The sequence below is a fragment of the Hahella sp. KA22 genome (genome assembly GCF_004135205.1).
Lineage (GTDB): Bacteria > Pseudomonadota > Gammaproteobacteria > Pseudomonadales > Oleiphilaceae > Hahella.
Genome location: NZ_CP035490.1, coordinates 5,447,501 through 5,463,697, shown reverse-complemented (window position 1 = coordinate 5,463,697; position 16,197 = coordinate 5,447,501). Strand labels below are relative to the sequence as shown.

The window sequence follows — 16,197 nt, the reverse complement described above, 5'->3', positions numbered from 1 at the left end:
CATGTTTGTTTCTTCTCGTCGATTAGGTGGAGCGGCGCTGACGCTGCTTACAATATTATCGCTTTCCGCCTGCCTTGGTCCCCCTGACACTAGCGCTGAACTATTTCAGGATTACCGTGATCGTTTGGAGCGTGTGTTGGACACTGACTTTCCTGCCGCTGGTCGAGCGCTTCCCGTCGAAGTTTATCCCCGCAGCAAAGCGCTGCAGAGAGAAGTGGCCGAACTGAAGATCAATTTGCTGGATTTTCTGGGGCTGACTGGCTGTAAGTTGAATCGGTTGGTGGGCTTTCGCAACAGTTCGCTCGGCAAGATGATGCCCGCCAGTCAGAAGTGGCTTTATGAACAACATTTTTTGAGCCTGGGCGGGGCCTGCCTGACGACGCTTGAGGCGCACGAGGAACAAAACGTTGAGCTTGTTGAAGAACTGCGAAATGCACTGGCGAGTAAGCGCGACGAGATTCGCAATGTGGCCTGGAATGCAACCTGGGCCGGGCCCGAATGGCAAGCGTTGATGTCGCAGAAAGAAGGTGGTTTTGACTTGGACTTTCAGGCTGGCGACTGGGCGGAGTTGAGTCTGGCGTTGTCGGCGCTGGCCGACTGGTCGACGCAGCCGGAATCGGCCAGTTTGAACGCGGATAGCCTGGAAGCGCTCAATCGTCGTTTACTGACGTATCCCATGGTGGGACGGCTGCTTTTCTCCGCCGAGGAGGCTTCTGCGGAGATGGGGGCGATTGTTGAAGGGCTGAGGCGTCGACTGGCGGAGCGGCCGCTCTGTGTGAACGGGGCCCCAAACGAGCGTAGTCGCATTCTGCAAAATGTTCTGGTCAATATATATAGCGTCCGGGTGCAGTCGTATCTGGCGCAATTGGAAAAGGCGCGTCGTGATTGGCTGCCGCCCTTACAGCGCTCCTATGACCAGTTGCAAGGGGATCAATCTGTCGCGTTGCGGAGTTTCGCTCAGCGTTACCTGCAGGAAGGGGAGGCCAGTCTATGGTGGGAATTCCGCCACAACGCCGCGGCGCATGCGGCGATATGGACGGAGATGTTGGCGCAATGCGGGTTGGCGCCCGGAAGCCGGTGAACAATGACGTCAGAGTATCGCCAGACTGGATGATGGCGTGACCCTTAATACTTCATCAATCGTGGTCATGCCGTTGGCTACTTTTTGCGCGCCGCTCAGGCGCAGTGTCCGCATCCCTTCCTTGACCGCCACTTTACGGATACGCTCCAGGTCGCAGTGTTCATTGATGGTCTCTTTCACGCTTTCGCTTAGCATCATGACTTCGTAAACGCCCGCTCGTCCGCGGTAGCCAGTGTTGCGGCACTCCAGACATCCTACCGGAGCGCAGGCGTGATCGGGTTTGGAGGCTTTCCAGGGCTGGATCAGGTTCTGCCAGTCTTTATCGTCAATCGTGGTGGGTGCTTTGCAGTTAGGACACAACACACGCACCAGACGCTGCGCCATGACTCCCAATACCGTGGCTTTCACCAGATAGCCGGGGACGCCCAGCTCAAGCAGACGGGTGATGGCGCTGGGGGCGTCGTTAGTGTGCAGCGTGGAGAGCACCAAGTGACCGGTCAGCGCCGCCTGTATCGCCATTTCCGCCGTTTCCAGGTCACGAATCTCGCCCACCATGATGATGTCGGGGTCTTGTCGCAGCAGCGCTCTGACGCCGCTGGCGAAAGTCACGCCGATGCCGCTTTGCACCTGCATCTGGTTAAAGGCGGGTTCCACCATTTCGATGGGGTCTTCAATCGTACAGACGTTGACTTCCGATGTGGCCAGGCTTTTCAACGTGGAGTACAGGGTTGTGGTTTTACCTGAACCGGTGGGGCCGGTTACCAGAATGATGCCGTTGGGCTGACAGGTCATGGAGTTCCAGCGACGGCTGTCGTCCTGGCCGAAACCCAGGTCAGCGAAGGAGCGCAGCAATACATCCGGGTCAAATACCCGCATGACCAGCTTCTCGCCGAAGGCGGTGGGTAGCGTGGAAAGACGCAATTCGATTTCCAGGCCATCTGGATTTTTGGTCTTGATGCGGCCATCCTGAGGTTTGCGCTTTTCCGCCACATTCAGGCGGCCCAGTATTTTCAGTCGGCTTACCACCGCCATGGACACCTGCATGGGTAGCTCATAAACGTTGTGCAACACCCCGTCGATACGGAACCTTACCTGGCCAATCTCGCGTCGGGGCTCAATATGAATATCGCTGGCGCGCTGATCAAAGGCGTACTGCAGCAGCCAATCCACGATATTGACGATGTGTTGGTCGTTGGCGTCAGGGTTTGCGACGTTGCCCAGCTCCAATAGCTGCTCGAAATTGCCGATAGCGGCGGAGGTCTCACCGCGTCCGCCCACGGCTTTGTCCACGGACGTGGCGAGCCGATAGAATTCAACCGTGAAGCGGCGGATATCCGCAGGGTTGGCGACTACCCGTTTAATGTCTTTACGAATAACATGACGCAGGTTGTCTTCCCAGCCGGTGACAAAGGGCTCGGCGCTGGCGATTACCACATGATCCTTGTGAATTTCCACGCCCAGGATGCGATGACGTTGCGCATAGGCGAAGGACATCAGGGAGGCCACGCCGCGGGCGTCTATTTTCAGAGGGTCGATGTGGAAATAGGATTGCCCCGCTTCCTTCGCCAGCCAGGAGGATAGTTCCTCCAGATCAAAGGCTTTACCAGAGTTGTGATCAATCAGGCCGGAGTTGACGACCTGCTCGATAGGGTGAAGGGCCAGTTCGCTTTTACTGCGGGGTGAACTCAGGAACTTTTCTCCTTCTTCCTGAGTGATCCGTTTCAGACGCACCAGACGCTTAATGATGTCGACGGTGGTCAGCCATTGGGGTTGTGCGGAGGCGGCGATGCTCATGGGCTTATTTTACTGTTGTCTATTCCGAAAAAGTGAGTTGCCCGCCCCAAGCCGCCGACATCGCTGTCAGTGCGGCCTGGACGCCCGGTTCAGGCGGCGCGGCGCGCTTGTGCGTTCCATTTGATAAAACACAGTATTGTGCTGAACAGGATAACGCTCATTACGGCGAGAGCGCCACTGATCATTAAATTCTGTCCCGCTGCGTAATCGCCGACGGCCCTTATAAAGTATAGGCAGAGCACAAAGCATAACCAGATCAGGCCGCGTACGTGGCCCAGATACACCGCCGGGAAAAACGCCAGCAGGGGCAGACACTTGACGCTGACAATCAGCAGCCATGAGGTTTCAGTATTTTGAGAAATGCTCTGCCAGGTGCTGAACAGCACCAAAAGGGTCAGGATCAGATAGCTCGCCGTTACTGTAGAGCGGGCGATTTTAACTTTTTGCGATAGGGACAACGTTAATCTCCAGTTTTCGCGATAGGGGGTCAAGCTTCGGTGATAGCCAGCCGGTGCGCCAGTTCCGCCACCCGGCGGCCCAAAGCCCGACACAACTGTAATTCTGTCTCATCTGGACGACGGGCTCCATCGGAACCAGACCAGTGGCCAGCGCCATAGGGTGAGCCGCCCCCTCGCGTCTCGCTGAGGCCTGACTCGGTATAGGGCAGGCCAACCAACAGCATGCCGTGGTGCAGCAGGGGCGTCAGCATGGTCTGCAGGGTGGTTTCCTGACCGCCGTGCAGGCTGCTGGTGGAGGTAAATGCGGCGGCGGGCTTATCGATGAGGGCGCCCGCTTGCCACAAAGAACCCGTCTGGTCGAGAAAGTATTTCAACGGCGCGGCCATATTGCCGAAGCGGGTCGGCGACCCAATGATCAGGCCGCTGCAGCCTTCCAGGTCTTCCAGAGTGCAGTAAACATCGCCTTCTTCGGGGATTGCCGGAGCTGTCGCTTCACTGACTGCAGACACAGGGGGCACCGTACGTACCCGCACTTCCATGCCTGATACTTGCGCCGCGCCGCGAGCGATATGCTGAGCCAGCACCCGGGTGGCGCCGTTGCGGCTGTAATAGAGCACCAGTAGATAAGGAGAGTCGGTCGCTGACTTCATGGTTTCCTTCTTCTATATAGACAGGTGGACTAATTAGAGCAGTTCGTTGACATTTTCAGGCGGGCGGCCCAGGACTGCGCGATCGCCTTTGATGACGATTGGGCGTTCGATCAGTTTGGGGTGGGCCGCCATTGCTTCGATCAAGGCGTCTTCGCTCAAGTCGGCATTGGCCAAATTAAGGGCTTTGTATTCATCTTCGCCTTTACGCAACAGGTCTCTGGCGGAAATGCCGAGCTTGGCCAGGGCTGCTTTCAGCTCTTCAGCATTGGGGGGCGTTTCCAGGTACTTCACTACAGTGGGCTCCACGCCGCTGTCTTCAATAATTTGCAGTGTCTGCCGGGATTTTGAGCAGCGTGGGTTGTGCCAGATAGTGAGGGCGCTTTTACTCATCGTCTGTTTCCTGTTGTTGCAGTAAGGGGGCAAGTTTAAGCATCTGTGGAACGCATTTCTAACACTTTCAATGAAGGAAGGGCCAGACTCCCATTCCACCCGCTTTTTTCGTGTAGAATGCCGGTCAGCGTATTACCTGGAGAAACATTTTGATCGCCCGTCAAATTACCCTCAGCCTGTTTAAATTCATTGCCAGTGGCGTCTCGACTATCCATCGGGCCGTATTCAAAGCGCTGATCGCAGGAGCCCTGTTGGCGTTACTGGCGGGCTGTTCGGAAGACAAAGACGATGCGCCGTTGACGACAGTGGTGAAGCTGGCGGATGGCGGAGAAATCAATCTGGATCATCTGGGCGGGCAGTGGATCATTCTGAATTTCTGGGCGGAGTGGTGCGGTCCCTGTAAGGTTGAAATTCCCGAGCTGAATGAGCTAAATAGGCATCCCGGCGTCATTGTTCTGGGGGTGGATTATGATGGCCACAAAGGAGAGGCGCTGACCAAAACCATCGACAAAATGGGCATTAACTTCCCGGTTTTGCAAGGCGATCCGACCCGTCATTGGAAAGTGGAAATCCCCAAGGTGTTGCCAACCACTCTATTGATCCATGACGGCAAGGTGCAGCGCGAGATGATCGGCGCGCAGACGAAAAGTGCGATTTTGTCGGTTATTCCACAATAATCGCCGCCATTAGGCGTCTATATTTAAGAATTTGTGACTTTATTGAGAATTATTGGCTAGCGCGGACCTGAGAGCCGCGTTGCACGAAGAATCTGGAGATAAAGGCCCGATGGGCGATTTTATTCATTTACGCATTCACACAGAATTTTCTCTGGTTGATGGACTGGTAAAGGTCAAACCTTTAGTTAAAAAGCTGGCCGATATGGGAATGCCAGCGGTGGCGGTGACCGATCAGTCCAACATGTGCTGTCTGGTCAAGTACTACAAAGCGGCGGCGGGCGCAGGCGTGAAGCCGGTTGTCGGCGCTGATGTCTGGGTTGAAAACCTGGACGATCCTCTGGCTCCATTTCGACTCACGTTATTCGCCCGTAATGAAACCGGCTACCGCAATCTGACGGAACTCATATCCCGCGGCTTTACTGAAGGTCAGTCCCACGGTCGCGCCATTCTGAAGAAAGACTGGATTGCCGCCCAGGCGGAAGGCATGTTGGCGATGTCCGGCGCCAAGTATGGCGAAGTCGGCCAGGCGTTGCTGGCCGGTAAGCCGGAGCTGGCGCGCGAGCGGCTGGCCTTTTGGATGGAGATGTTTCCGGATGCATTTTATCTGGAGTTGCAACGCACGGGTCGGATTAATGACGAAGAATGCGTACACGCCTCTGTCGAATTGGCGATGGAAACAGGCTGTCCTGTTGTCGCCACCAACGATGTGCATTTCCTTGAGCGTGACGACTTTGAAGCCCATGAGGCGCGGGTCTGTATCCATGAAAGCCGCACTTTGGACGACCCGCGTCGGGAGCGCCGGTTCAGTGAAGAGCAATACCTGAAGTCGGCGGAGGAAATGTGCGAGCTGTTCTCGGATATTCCTGAGGCGATTGATAATACGGTGGAAATCGCCAAGCGTTGTAACGTCAGCTTGCGCCTGGGTAAGTACTTCCTGCCGAATTATCCCATTCCTGAAGGCATGACCATTGATGAGTTTTTCATCAAGGTCTCGGAAGAGGGACTCGAGGAGCGGTTGGCTACGCTTTTCAAACAAGACGACCCTCAGTACGAGAGTAAACGTCAAAGCTACTATGACCGGCTCAAGTTCGAGCTGGATATCATTACTCAGATGGGGTTCCCCGGCTACTTCCTCATTGTTATGGACTTCATCAAGTGGGCCAAGAACAACGGCGTGCCGGTAGGGCCGGGCCGGGGGTCTGGCGCGGGTTCTCTGGTGGCGTATGCGCTAAAAATCACCGATTTGGACCCTCTCGCCTACGATTTGCTTTTCGAGCGATTCCTTAACCCGGAACGGGTATCAATGCCTGACTTTGACGTCGACTTCTGTATGGAAGGACGCGACCGGGTTATCGCGTACGTGGCGGAAGCATACGGTCGTAATGCGGTGTCCCAGATCATTACTTTCGGAACCATGGCGGCGAAGGCGGTAGTGCGGGACGTGGCGCGGGTGCAGGGACGGCCTTACTCCATGGGCGATCGTCTATCCAAATTGATCCCCTTTGAAGTAGGTATGACTCTGGCCAAGGCCTATGAGCAGGAAGAGCCGCTGCGGGAATATCTGAACACGGATGAAGAAGCGGCGGAAATCTGGGAGATGGCGCGCAAGTTGGAAGGGGTTACCCGTAACGTCGGTAAGCACGCCGGTGGGGTGGTGATCGCTCCCACCAAGTTGACTGACTTTGCGCCCCTGTACTGTGACGAAACGGGTTCGGGTCTGGTCACTCAGTTCGATAAGGACGACGTAGAGCAGGCAGGTCTGGTTAAGTTCGACTTTCTGGGTTTGCGTACGCTGACCATCGTTGATTGGGCGGTGGACATCATTAACCGGCAACATGCCGAAAAAGGCCAGCCGCCGCTGGATATCAACTTTATCCCGCTGGACGACGCGCCTACCTTCAGTCTGCTCAAGCATGGCGAAACCACCGCGGTGTTCCAGCTTGAATCTCGCGGTATGAAAGAACTTATCCGGCGTCTGATGCCGGACTGTTTTGAAGACATCATCGCTCTTGTGGCCCTGTTCCGTCCGGGGCCGCTGCAATCGGGCATGGTTGACGACTTTATCAATCGTAAGCACGGACGCGCAGAACTTGCCTATCCGCATCCGGATTATCAGCTGGAATCCTTGAAACCTGTCCTGCAGCCCACCTACGGCATCATCCTGTATCAGGAGCAGGTAATGCAGATCGCCCAGGTGATGGCGGGGTACACGCTTGGGGGCGCGGACTTACTGCGTCGAGCCATGGGTAAAAAGAAACCCGAAGAAATGGCCAAGCAGAAGGCGATCTTCGTTGAAGGGAGCATCAATCAAGGCCTTGAGCAGGATCTGGCGGAAAAGATCTTCGACCTGGTGGAAAAGTTTGCGGGCTACGGTTTCAACAAATCCCACTCCGCCGCTTACGCCTTGGTGTCTTATCAGACTGCGTGGCTGAAGTGCCACTATCCTGCGCCGTTTATGGCTGCGGTGCTTACCGCGGATATGCAGAACACCGATAAAGTGGTGACGCTGGTGGAAGAGTGCCGGCGCATGAAGCTGGACTTGGTGTTGCCAGACGTCAATAACAGTAGTTATACCTTCACGGTTGACGATAAAAATCGCATCGTTTATGGCCTGGGCGCTGTCAAGGGGCTGGGTGAAGGCCCTGTGCAAAGTATTTTGGACGCCCGCGAAGAAGGCGGTCCTTTCCGCGACCTGTTTGATTTCTGTCAGCGGGTGGATTTACGTCGGGTCAACAAACGCGCTTTGGAAGCGCTGGTCCGCTCTGGCGCGATGGACAAGCTGGGACCGAACCGCGCCCGTATGATGGCGTCCATCAATGAAGCGGTGCGTCGCGCGGATCAACATTCTCGCAATGAAGACGCTGGAATGCTGGACTTGTTTGGTGAGGTGGTGCCGGAAACGGACCCAAATCCCTACAGCGCGACGGAAGGCATGCAGGAATGGAGCGATAAGGAGCGCCTCAAATTAGAGAAGGAGACTCTGGGCCTGTATCTGACTGGTCACCCGTTTGATGAATATGAACAGGAAGTGCGCCGATTTGTGCGAACGCCCATTTCTGAGTTGCGTCCCGGCAAGAGTCCGCAAAATGTAGCGGGCCTGGTAGTGGCGGTGCGCACGATGAAGAGCAAGCGCGGCGGATATATTGGTTTTGCCACGTTGGATGATCGTAGCGGCCGCATTGAAGTGACTTTTTTCTCCGACGCCTACGAGCAAGCCAAAGAAATGCTGCACAACGACCGCATTCTGGTGGTGGAGGGCGTTGTTGGCGAAGATGACTACTCTGGTGGGCTTTCTGTCCGGGCGAAATTGACTTCGGACATCGGTCAAGCGCGATTGAAGTTCGCCAAAGAGCTTATTCTCTTTGTACACGAAAAAGATTTTAATAACGGCTTTATTGACGAACTGGGCGGCGTTTTGGGAGAGCATCGCGCCGAGGGCTGCCCGGTTTTGATCAATTATGAAACGGAAACCGCCCGCACCAGACTGCGTCTGGCGGAAGATTGGCGGGTTAATCCAAGCGATGAATTGATTCAGGGGCTGCGATATTTGTTGGGCAAGGAGCGGGTGCAACTGCGTTACAGTTGACCCCTCGCTTGTATCCGGCAAGGCATGGAATGACATGCGCGCCAGCTCAAGCTCAAGAGACATAGCCGAGCAAGAAAAACTATGAGTAAGCATGAAAAGCAGATGAACCCTTACTATCTCGACTTCGAACAGCCGATCGCGGAGCTGGAGGAAAAGATAGAGGAGTTGCGTCTGGTTGGTAACGACAGTGAGTTGAATATTACTGACGAGATCAACCGTCTGAAGTCCAAGAGCGTGTCGCTCACGGAAAATATTTTTGCGGATCTGTCCTCTTGGGATATTTCCCGCCTGTCCCGTCACCCAAAGCGTCCTTATACGCTGGACTATGTGCGGATGATTTTCGAAGATTTCGACGAATTGCATGGCGACCGTAAATACGCTGACGATCAGGCTATCGTTGGTGGTATCGCCAGACTGGATGATGAGCCCGTTATGATCATCGGGCATCAGAAAGGTCGCGAAATCAAAGAGAAAGTGAAGCGTAACTTCGGCATGCCGCGCCCAGAAGGTTATCGCAAGGCGTTACGTATGATGGAAATGGCCGAGCGCTTCAAAATGCCGATACTGACCTTTATCGATACTCCGGGCGCCTATCCGGGTATCGGCGCTGAAGAGCGTGGTCAAAGCGAGGCGATTGCATTTAACCTGGCGGTCATGTCCCGCCTGAAGACGCCAATCATCTCAACGGTCATCGGTGAAGGCGGTTCTGGCGGCGCTCTGGCGGTTGGCGTCTGCGACCGCTTGATCATGCTGCAATATTCCACCTATTCCGTTATCTCTCCAGAAGGCTGCGCCTCCATTCTGTGGAAAAACGCGGAGTACGCCGCCAACGCTGCAGAAGCGATGGGGATTACGGCCAAGCGTCTTGCAGAGCTGGGCTTTGCGGATAAGGTCTTGGATGAGCCTTTGGGCGGTGCGCATCGCAACCCTGAGCTGATGGCCGGTCATATCAAAGCGGCTCTGAAAGACTCTCTAGGCCAGTTGCTGGAAATGGATACCGAGGAGCTTGTCGCAGAGCGGTATAAGCGCCTTACTTCCTATGAGCGCTTCCTCTAAGACTCCCCATGACGCCGCCGATATTGAGCGGCGTCTTCTCTCGACCTTGTGCGGTCTGCCTGACTTTTCTCAGTTGTTCATCGCCTATAGCGGCGGTCTGGACTCCAGCGTATTGCTGCATGCAGCGCGGCGTGCGTGGCCTGCGAAGACGCAAATCGAGGCGATACATGTGCATCATGGACTTAGCCCGAATGCCGACGCCTGGATGGAACATTGTCAGACTGAGTGCCTGAGCCTGGATATAGCATGCCATACGCATCCCGTGAACGTGGCGGCCAAAGGCGATAGCCTTGAAGCGGCTGCCCGTGAGGCTCGTTATCGTGTATTCGAACATTACCTGGACAAGCATGCGGGAGCGGTGTTGTTGCAAGGTCATCATCAGAATGATCAGGCTGAAACTATCCTGTTTCGGCTGCTAAAAGGGCATGGTGTGAAAGGGCTGGCTGGCATCCCCAGTCAACGCTCTTTGGGAAAAGGCATGTTGAGGCGGCCTTTGCTGGGCTTCACTCGCTCGGAGTTGGAAGTGTTGGCGCAACGCTGGGATTTGAGCTGGGTGGAGGATGAAAGTAACGCCGACGCCGTGTTTGACAGAAATTTTCTTCGTAATGAAATACTTCGACCAATGAGCGCGCGATGGCGGAATGCTGTGGTGATGATTGCAGAGACTGGCCGGCGTATGTCGGAGGCCGCGAATCTGTTAGATGAATTGGCGGAGATGGATTTACAAGGCAGGACAGTCAATGCGGACGAGCTGGAGCTTGCTGTGCTATCAGGCTTGTCGCCTCATCGCAGGAAGAATGCATTGCGATATTGGCTGCAAGCCGCCGGGCTTACGCCATCAGAGGGCGACCTGGTCGAGATTCTGGCGCAGATGCTTCATGCAGAAGCCTCCCGCCAGCCATGCTATCCATTAGGCGAAAGCATTTTGCGTCGGCACGATGGGAAGCTATATATCACGGAGACGATTGATGCGCTCCCATCGGAGTACGAAGTGGTCTGGCCTCTGGCGGAGGCATTGTTGACCCCTGTCGGGAGGCTGATTGCTGAGCCTGTCAATGAGGGGCTGCGGCAGCCTGCGGCAGATGAAACGGTAATTGTTCGATTCCGCCGTGGAGGAGAACGTTTTCGACCCAAGGGGCGGGGTGGTTCCTGTCCTTTAAAAAAATGGTTGCAGGAGCAGAATATTCCTCCGTGGCGACGAGACAGCATTCCTTTAATTTATTTCAATGATGAGCTGGCTGCGGTGGGGAGCTATAGCGTGGCGGAGCAATTCGCCGCCTCGGACAATGCGTGGTTGCCAGCGCTCCATCAACCTTCTAGCTCGTAATTCTACTGTGTTTGATTGAAGCCCACTTTAAGCCAATATTGGCTCCCTTTCGGTGTAGATTCCGGCAGATAAGGGTTTTCCAAAATGAGTAGTTTTCTTCCGCTAAGATTGGCTCTTTCCAGCATGCTCTGGTGATGTGAAAAGAAAAGCCGATCAAAGCCGCCATTTGCAATAGCCTTCTGCAGGCCGATTTCCACACGCTGCGCGAGGTCCTTGTTTGACTTGTTTACAACGAAGTAAACGGGCAGGGGGTAATACATGAGAATGGAGTCTTCCACCTTCAATTCTGGAAGAAACGGATGGCGCTGCTCGTATTCATCCCATGCTTCATTTATACCCCGGGGAAAATAGTCAAACCTTTCGGTAATGAGCATCTTGAACAACGTCTCGTAATCCGAGGAGAGTTCAAGTGGGATGTTGTTCGCCTTGAGTACATGAACGTCGGGCCAGTCGTGGCCAAAGCCGGCGGTCAGAGTTTTTAGCTCCTTTAGTGAATTAATGGCGTGAAAACGGTCTTGATCGGATTGTCGAATCAGAAATACGCGATATCCCAAGGCGCCTTTTAGAATAGGAATGCGCACAGGGAGGAAGTTTTCATCCAGCGAGCCGTTCTCTGGTCTCCAAATGATGTCGATGTTGAACCCCTGACGCAGGAATATTTCATTGCGGGTCTGGGAGGCTCTAATTTTGGCGTCTTCTATTTCATAGGGCCCGTGAGTGCCGATCGTCTCCTCCAGCGCCAGCTTCAGCAACTGCTTGGGATACTCATACCGAAGGTCCATTTCGGACTCAGGAACTGGATATCTCACTTTTGTTACTTCTAATGCCTCGGAAAAACGAGAAAATATCAGTAACACAAGCACCCCGGCCGCTTGCAATGTGAAACGAAAAGATCGTGGCGCCGCAGTGACGCCTTTCGTCGCAGATTGATTGTTTGAATTCGAGTCAGCCATAGTTGAAGTATAGTCATTGAACTGGAAACGGCCGGGGCGTTTGCCCATAACGTGCTTATTAGCTGGTCGCGGCGGCAGGATGCGTCGTTGTCAATCCGGGGAATTCATCGCATCATTCATTGAGATACCCCCCTGTTTCTGTTATTCTGGCGTCCCATCTTTGAGATGAATATCTCCCTCCTTTCCGATTAACATCTGTTACACCAACGGGTTTTGCATGACGCGCTATATATTCGTCACAGGTGGGGTTGTTTCTTCCTTGGGGAAGGGCATCGCATCCGCATCTTTGGCCGCTATTCTTGAAGCACGCGGACTAAAAGTCACCATCCTGAAACTGGATCCTTACATCAACGTGGACCCGGGCACCATGAGCCCTTTCCAGCACGGAGAAGTCTTCGTCACCGAAGACGGGGCGGAAACGGATCTTGATCTTGGTCACTACGAGCGGTTTATCCGCACTACCATGACCAAGCGTAATAACTTCACCACTGGTCGCGTATATGAAACCGTGTTGCGCAAAGAGCGTCGCGGCGATTATTTGGGCGGCACCGTACAGGTCATTCCGCACATTACGGACGAAATTAAGCGCCGGATCGTAGAGGGCGCTGGCGATGCTGATGTGGCGCTGGTTGAAATCGGCGGCACAGTGGGAGACATCGAGTCGTTGCCATTCCTTGAGGCTACTCGCCAATTGAAAGTGGAAGTGGGCTCCAAGCGCGCGCTATTTATGCATTTGACATTGGTGCCCTATATCGCCACCGCTGGCGAGGTGAAAACAAAGCCGACTCAGCACTCGGTTAAAGAAATGCGTTCGATTGGTTTGCAGCCGGATATTCTGGTATGCCGCTCCGAGCACAGTATTGATCAGTCTTCCCGTCGCAAGATCGCTCTGTTCACCAACGTTGAAGAGCGAGCGGTTATTGCTCTGGAAGACGCCAAATCCATTTACTCTATTCCCATGATGCTGCATGCGCAGGGACTGGATGAGATTATTGTGGAGCGCTTCGGGCTGGAATGCAGCGCGGCTGATCTTAGCGAGTGGCAGCATGTCGTCGACAATGAAGCCAACCCTGAACATGAAGTCACCATCGCCATGGTTGGCAAGTACATGGAGTTGCTGGACGCCTACAAATCCTTGATTGAGGCGTTGAAGCACGCGGGTATTCGTAATAAAACAAAAGTGAATATTCGTTATATCGACTCCGAACAGGTTTACCAGCAAGGCGTTGATTTGCTCAAGGGTGTAGATGCGATTTTGGTGCCAGGCGGTTTTGGCGAGCGCGGTGTGGAAGGCAAGATCCAGACTGTGCGCTATGCCCGTGAGAATAAAATCCCTTACTTAGGTATCTGCTTGGGATTACAGGTTGCGGTGATTGAATATGCTCGCCATGTGGCGGGTATGGAAGATGCGCACAGTACTGAGTTTAATCCCAAATCCGCTCACCCGGTTGTAGGTTTGATCACTGAGTGGCAGGACGCGAGCGGCAAGACTGAGCAGCGTAACGAGGCTTCCGATCTTGGCGGAACTATGCGCCTGGGCGCACAAGAGTGTAAGCTGGTTGAAGGCTCTACTGTGCGCGAATGTTATGGCAAGACCCTAATTCAAGAGCGCCATCGTCACCGCTATGAGGTGAACGGTAATCTTGTTCCGCAACTGGAAGCAGCGGGTCTGCAGGTAGCGGGCTGGTCTCAGGACGGCTCTTTGGTGGAAGTGGTTGAAGTAAAAGATCACCCATGGTTCGTGGCCTGCCAGTTCCATCCTGAGTTTAAATCGACGCCCCGTGATGGACACCCATTGTTTGAAGGGTTTGTTCGCGCAGCATTGGAGAACGCTGTCGAAAAATAGGCGGTTCCATGCATTTTGTTCCATGAACAAAAGTTGAGGGTTATTTGAGAGGCCGCTTTTGCTAAAATAGCGGCCTTTTCATTTTATGGCCCAATGCAACCCCGGGCGTTAGATTGGGGATGCTTAAAAAATAAGGTTGAATACATGTCAACTAGAACTGTGAAAGTGGGCGGTATTGATATCGCAAATGATCGTCCCTTTGTTCTGTTCGGCGGTATGAATGTGCTGGAATCGCGTGATCTGGCTCTTCAAGTCGCAGAATCCTATGTGCAAGTTACCCAGAAGCTGGGCATTCCATACGTCTTCAAAGCCTCTTTCGACAAAGCCAATCGTTCATCTATCAATTCCTATCGTGGTCCAGGTCTGGATGAAGGCCTCAAAATCTTCGAAGAAATCAAGCGCACATTTAACGTTCCTGTCATTACGGATGTTCATGAGCCGCATCAGGCGCAACCGGTGGCGGAAGTGGCTGATATTATTCAGCTGCCAGCTTTCTTGTCTCGTCAGACTGACCTTGTGGCCGCAATGGCGAGGACTGGGCGTCCAGTCAATATCAAGAAGGCCCAGTTTTTGGCTCCACAAGAAATGAAGCACATTCTGAGCAAGTGTGAGGAAGCTGGGAATGATCAGTTGATTCTTTGTGAGCGCGGCTCTTCGTTTGGGTATAACAATTTAGTGGTCGACATGCTTGGCTTTGGCATTATGAAGCAATTTGGCTACCCAGTATTTTTTGATGTGACGCACTCTCTGCAGATGCCTGGTGGGCTGTCGAGTTCGGCTGGCGGTCGTAGAGAGCAGGTTGTGCAATTGGCTCGTTCAGGAATGGCCGTTGGCTTGGCGGGGTTGTTCCTGGAGGCGCACCCTGATCCGGATGTGGCTAAATGCGATGGCCCTTGTGCGTTACGCTTGTCCCAGCTCGAACCGTTTTTGGCGCAAATGAAAGCGCTGGATGATATGGTCAAACAATTTCCCAATATTGATACTGCGTGAGGAAGGGTGGGTTGTCGTGGCGCTTAATTGGCAGGCTCTCATGGCCGCACTCAAAGCGCTTCCGATGACTGCAATAACCACAATAATTATTGATTCCGAAACATTACCAACTGTTACAGGAGAAATTGAGATATGGCGGAAATAGTAGATGTGCGCGCCCGAGAGGTGCTTGACTCTCGCGGTAATCCTACCGTTGAAGCGGATGTGGTGCTGAAGTCTGGCGTTGTTGGTTCCGCATGCGCGCCGTCAGGGGCCTCCACAGGTTCTCGCGAAGCCCTGGAGTTGCGCGATAAAGATCCTGCGCGTTACATGGGCAAAGGCGTGTTGAAGGCTGTCGATGCAGTTAATACTTCCATTCGTTCCGCTTTGATAGGGAGGGATGCGAGGGAGCAGCGTGAGCTGGACCGTATCATGATTGAGCTGGATGGCACCGAAAATAAAGCCAATCTGGGCGCAAATGCGATTCTGGCGGTCTCTTTGGCTGCTGCGAAAGCGGCGGCTCAAGAAAAAGGCGTGCCTCTTTATGTGCACATTGCTGATGTCAATGGTACGTCTGGACAGTACTCCATGCCTGTGCCAATGATGAATATTCTCAATGGCGGTGAGCATGCAGACAATAATGTCGATATTCAGGAATTTATGGTTCAGCCAGTGGGAGTGGCCAGCTTCCGTGAAGCGCTGCGTGTTGGCGCCGAAATTTTTCACAACCTGAAGAAAGTCCTGCACGATAAAGGGCTGAATACAGCTGTCGGAGATGAGGGTGGCTTTGCTCCCAATTTGCCATCTAATGAAGCGGCGCTGGCGGCGATTGAAGAGGCTGTTACTAAGGCTGGCTATAAACTTGGCTCTGATGTGACTCTGGCGTTGGACTGTGCGTCCTCTGAGTTTTACAAAGAAGGGCAGTACAACCTCTCTGGTGAAGGTAAAGTTTTCTCGTCTGAAGAGTTTGCTGACTACTTGGGCGATTTGTCTCAGCGTTATCCCATCGTTTCCATTGAAGATGGAATGGATGAGAGTGATTGGGATGGCTGGGCGGCTTTGACCAGGAAGCTGGGAGATAAAGTGCAGTTAGTGGGCGACGACTTGTTTGTGACTAACACCAAGATCTTGAAGCAAGGGATTGATAAAGGTATCGCCAACTCCATCCTGATCAAGTTCAATCAGATCGGCAGTCTGTCTGAAACATTGGATGCCATTAAAATGGCGAAAGATGCAGGCTTTACAGCCGTAATTTCGCACCGTTCTGGCGAGACTGAAGATACGACCATTGCAGACTTGGCTGTTGCTACTAGCGCAGGACAAATCAAAACCGGCTCGTTGTGTCGTTCAGATCGCGTAGCGAAGTACAACCGCTTGTTGCGGATTGAAGAAGAGTTGGCTGGCAGCGCG

At 53.7% G+C, this 16,197-nt stretch carries 13 protein-coding genes (1 of these 13 running past the window's edge); 8 read left to right on the top strand and 5 right to left on the bottom strand.

Annotated elements, in window-relative coordinates:
* Position 1: 1 nt before the first annotated feature.
* On the top strand, positions 2-1,081 hold the full coding sequence (locus tag EUZ85_RS24095) for a DUF3080 domain-containing protein (protein ID WP_127972711.1): 1,080 nt from the start codon (positions 2-4) through the stop codon (positions 1,079-1,081).
* A gap of 9 nt (positions 1,082-1,090) precedes the next feature.
* Here EUZ85_RS24095 and EUZ85_RS24090 read toward each other — a convergent pair whose 3' ends face one another.
* The 4 genes from EUZ85_RS24090 to arsC all read right to left on the bottom strand — a co-directional run bounded on the left by EUZ85_RS24090 (position 1,091) and on the right by arsC (position 4,373).
* Positions 1,091-2,875, bottom strand: a complete 1,785-nt coding sequence (locus EUZ85_RS24090; protein ID WP_127972710.1) for a GspE/PulE family protein — start codon at positions 2,873-2,875, stop codon at positions 1,091-1,093.
* An 89-nt stretch (positions 2,876-2,964) separates the two neighbouring features.
* The gene (locus EUZ85_RS24085; protein WP_164887343.1) at positions 2,965-3,333 is read right to left on the bottom strand and encodes a DUF2069 domain-containing protein; all 369 of its coding nucleotides are present in this window, start codon (positions 3,331-3,333) and stop codon (positions 2,965-2,967) included.
* A 29-nt stretch (positions 3,334-3,362) separates the two neighbouring features.
* The gene (gene wrbA / locus EUZ85_RS24080; protein ID WP_127972708.1) at positions 3,363-3,983 is read right to left on the bottom strand and encodes an NAD(P)H:quinone oxidoreductase; all 621 of its coding nucleotides are present in this window, start codon (positions 3,981-3,983) and stop codon (positions 3,363-3,365) included.
* Positions 3,984-4,016: 33 nt separating this feature from the next.
* Positions 4,017-4,373, bottom strand: coding sequence for an arsenate reductase (glutaredoxin) (gene arsC / locus EUZ85_RS24075; protein WP_127972707.1), 357 nt, complete (start codon positions 4,371-4,373; stop codon positions 4,017-4,019).
* A 149-nt stretch (positions 4,374-4,522) separates the two neighbouring features.
* Here arsC and EUZ85_RS24070 point away from each other — a divergent pair, with 149 nt between their 5' ends.
* From EUZ85_RS24070 to tilS, 4 genes are all read left to right on the top strand, one after another.
* On the top strand, positions 4,523-5,050 hold the full coding sequence (locus EUZ85_RS24070; protein WP_164887342.1) for a TlpA disulfide reductase family protein: 528 nt from the start codon (positions 4,523-4,525) through the stop codon (positions 5,048-5,050).
* 109 nt (positions 5,051-5,159) lie between these two features.
* A complete protein-coding gene (gene dnaE / locus EUZ85_RS24065; RefSeq protein WP_127974556.1) occupies positions 5,160-8,636 on the top strand; it encodes a DNA polymerase III subunit alpha in 3,477 nt (1,158 codons plus the stop codon).
* A 102-nt stretch (positions 8,637-8,738) separates the two neighbouring features.
* A complete protein-coding gene (accA, locus tag EUZ85_RS24060; protein WP_127974555.1) occupies positions 8,739-9,692 on the top strand; it encodes an acetyl-CoA carboxylase carboxyl transferase subunit alpha in 954 nt (317 codons plus the stop codon).
* On the top strand, positions 9,676-11,019 hold the full coding sequence (gene tilS / locus EUZ85_RS24055; RefSeq protein ID WP_127972705.1) for a tRNA lysidine(34) synthetase TilS: 1,344 nt from the start codon (positions 9,676-9,678) through the stop codon (positions 11,017-11,019). The genes accA and tilS overlap by 17 nt, the downstream gene beginning before the upstream one ends.
* Positions 11,020-11,021: 2 nt before the next feature.
* On the opposite strand, the gene EUZ85_RS24050 is transcribed toward tilS, so the two are convergent.
* Complete coding sequence (locus EUZ85_RS24050) at positions 11,022-12,020, bottom strand: hypothetical protein (RefSeq protein ID WP_127972704.1); 999 nt, start codon at positions 12,018-12,020, stop codon at positions 11,022-11,024.
* A 169-nt stretch (positions 12,021-12,189) separates the two neighbouring features.
* Between EUZ85_RS24050 and EUZ85_RS24045 the strand changes: the two genes are divergently transcribed.
* The 3 genes from EUZ85_RS24045 to eno form a co-directional block, all read left to right on the top strand.
* A complete protein-coding gene (locus tag EUZ85_RS24045; protein ID WP_127972703.1) occupies positions 12,190-13,818 on the top strand; it encodes a CTP synthase in 1,629 nt (542 codons plus the stop codon).
* 144 nt (positions 13,819-13,962) lie between these two features.
* Positions 13,963-14,808: a 3-deoxy-8-phosphooctulonate synthase gene (gene kdsA, locus EUZ85_RS24040; protein WP_127972702.1), complete on the top strand. Its 846-nt coding sequence runs from the start codon at positions 13,963-13,965 to the stop codon at positions 14,806-14,808.
* 132 nt (positions 14,809-14,940) lie between these two features.
* Positions 14,941-16,197: the 5' portion of a phosphopyruvate hydratase gene (gene eno, locus EUZ85_RS24035; protein ID WP_127972701.1), read on the top strand. It continues 39 nt past the right edge of the window; only the first 1,257 of its 1,296 coding nucleotides appear in the window; the start codon lies at positions 14,941-14,943; its stop codon lies off the right edge, out of view.

Coding starts and splice junctions, on each gene's coding strand:
- tilS (WP_127972705.1), top strand. CDS start 9,676: ATGAGCGCTTCCTCTAAGACTCCCCATGACGCCGCCGATATTGAGCGG.
- accA (WP_127974555.1), top strand. CDS start 8,739: ATGAACCCTTACTATCTCGACTTCGAACAGCCGATCGCGGAGCTGGAG.
- kdsA (WP_127972702.1), top strand. CDS start 13,963: ATGTCAACTAGAACTGTGAAAGTGGGCGGTATTGATATCGCAAATGAT.
- wrbA (WP_127972708.1), bottom strand. CDS start 3,983: ATGAAGTCAGCGACCGACTCTCCTTATCTACTGGTGCTCTATTACAGC.
- dnaE (WP_127974556.1), top strand. CDS start 5,160: ATGGGCGATTTTATTCATTTACGCATTCACACAGAATTTTCTCTGGTT.
- EUZ85_RS24050 (WP_127972704.1), bottom strand. CDS start 12,020: ATGGGCAAACGCCCCGGCCGTTTCCAGTTCAATGACTATACTTCAACT.
- EUZ85_RS24090 (WP_127972710.1), bottom strand. CDS start 2,875: ATGAGCATCGCCGCCTCCGCACAACCCCAATGGCTGACCACCGTCGAC.
- arsC (WP_127972707.1), bottom strand. CDS start 4,373: ATGAGTAAAAGCGCCCTCACTATCTGGCACAACCCACGCTGCTCAAAA.
- EUZ85_RS24045 (WP_127972703.1), top strand. CDS start 12,190: ATGACGCGCTATATATTCGTCACAGGTGGGGTTGTTTCTTCCTTGGGG.
- EUZ85_RS24095 (WP_127972711.1), top strand. CDS start 2: ATGTTTGTTTCTTCTCGTCGATTAGGTGGAGCGGCGCTGACGCTGCTT.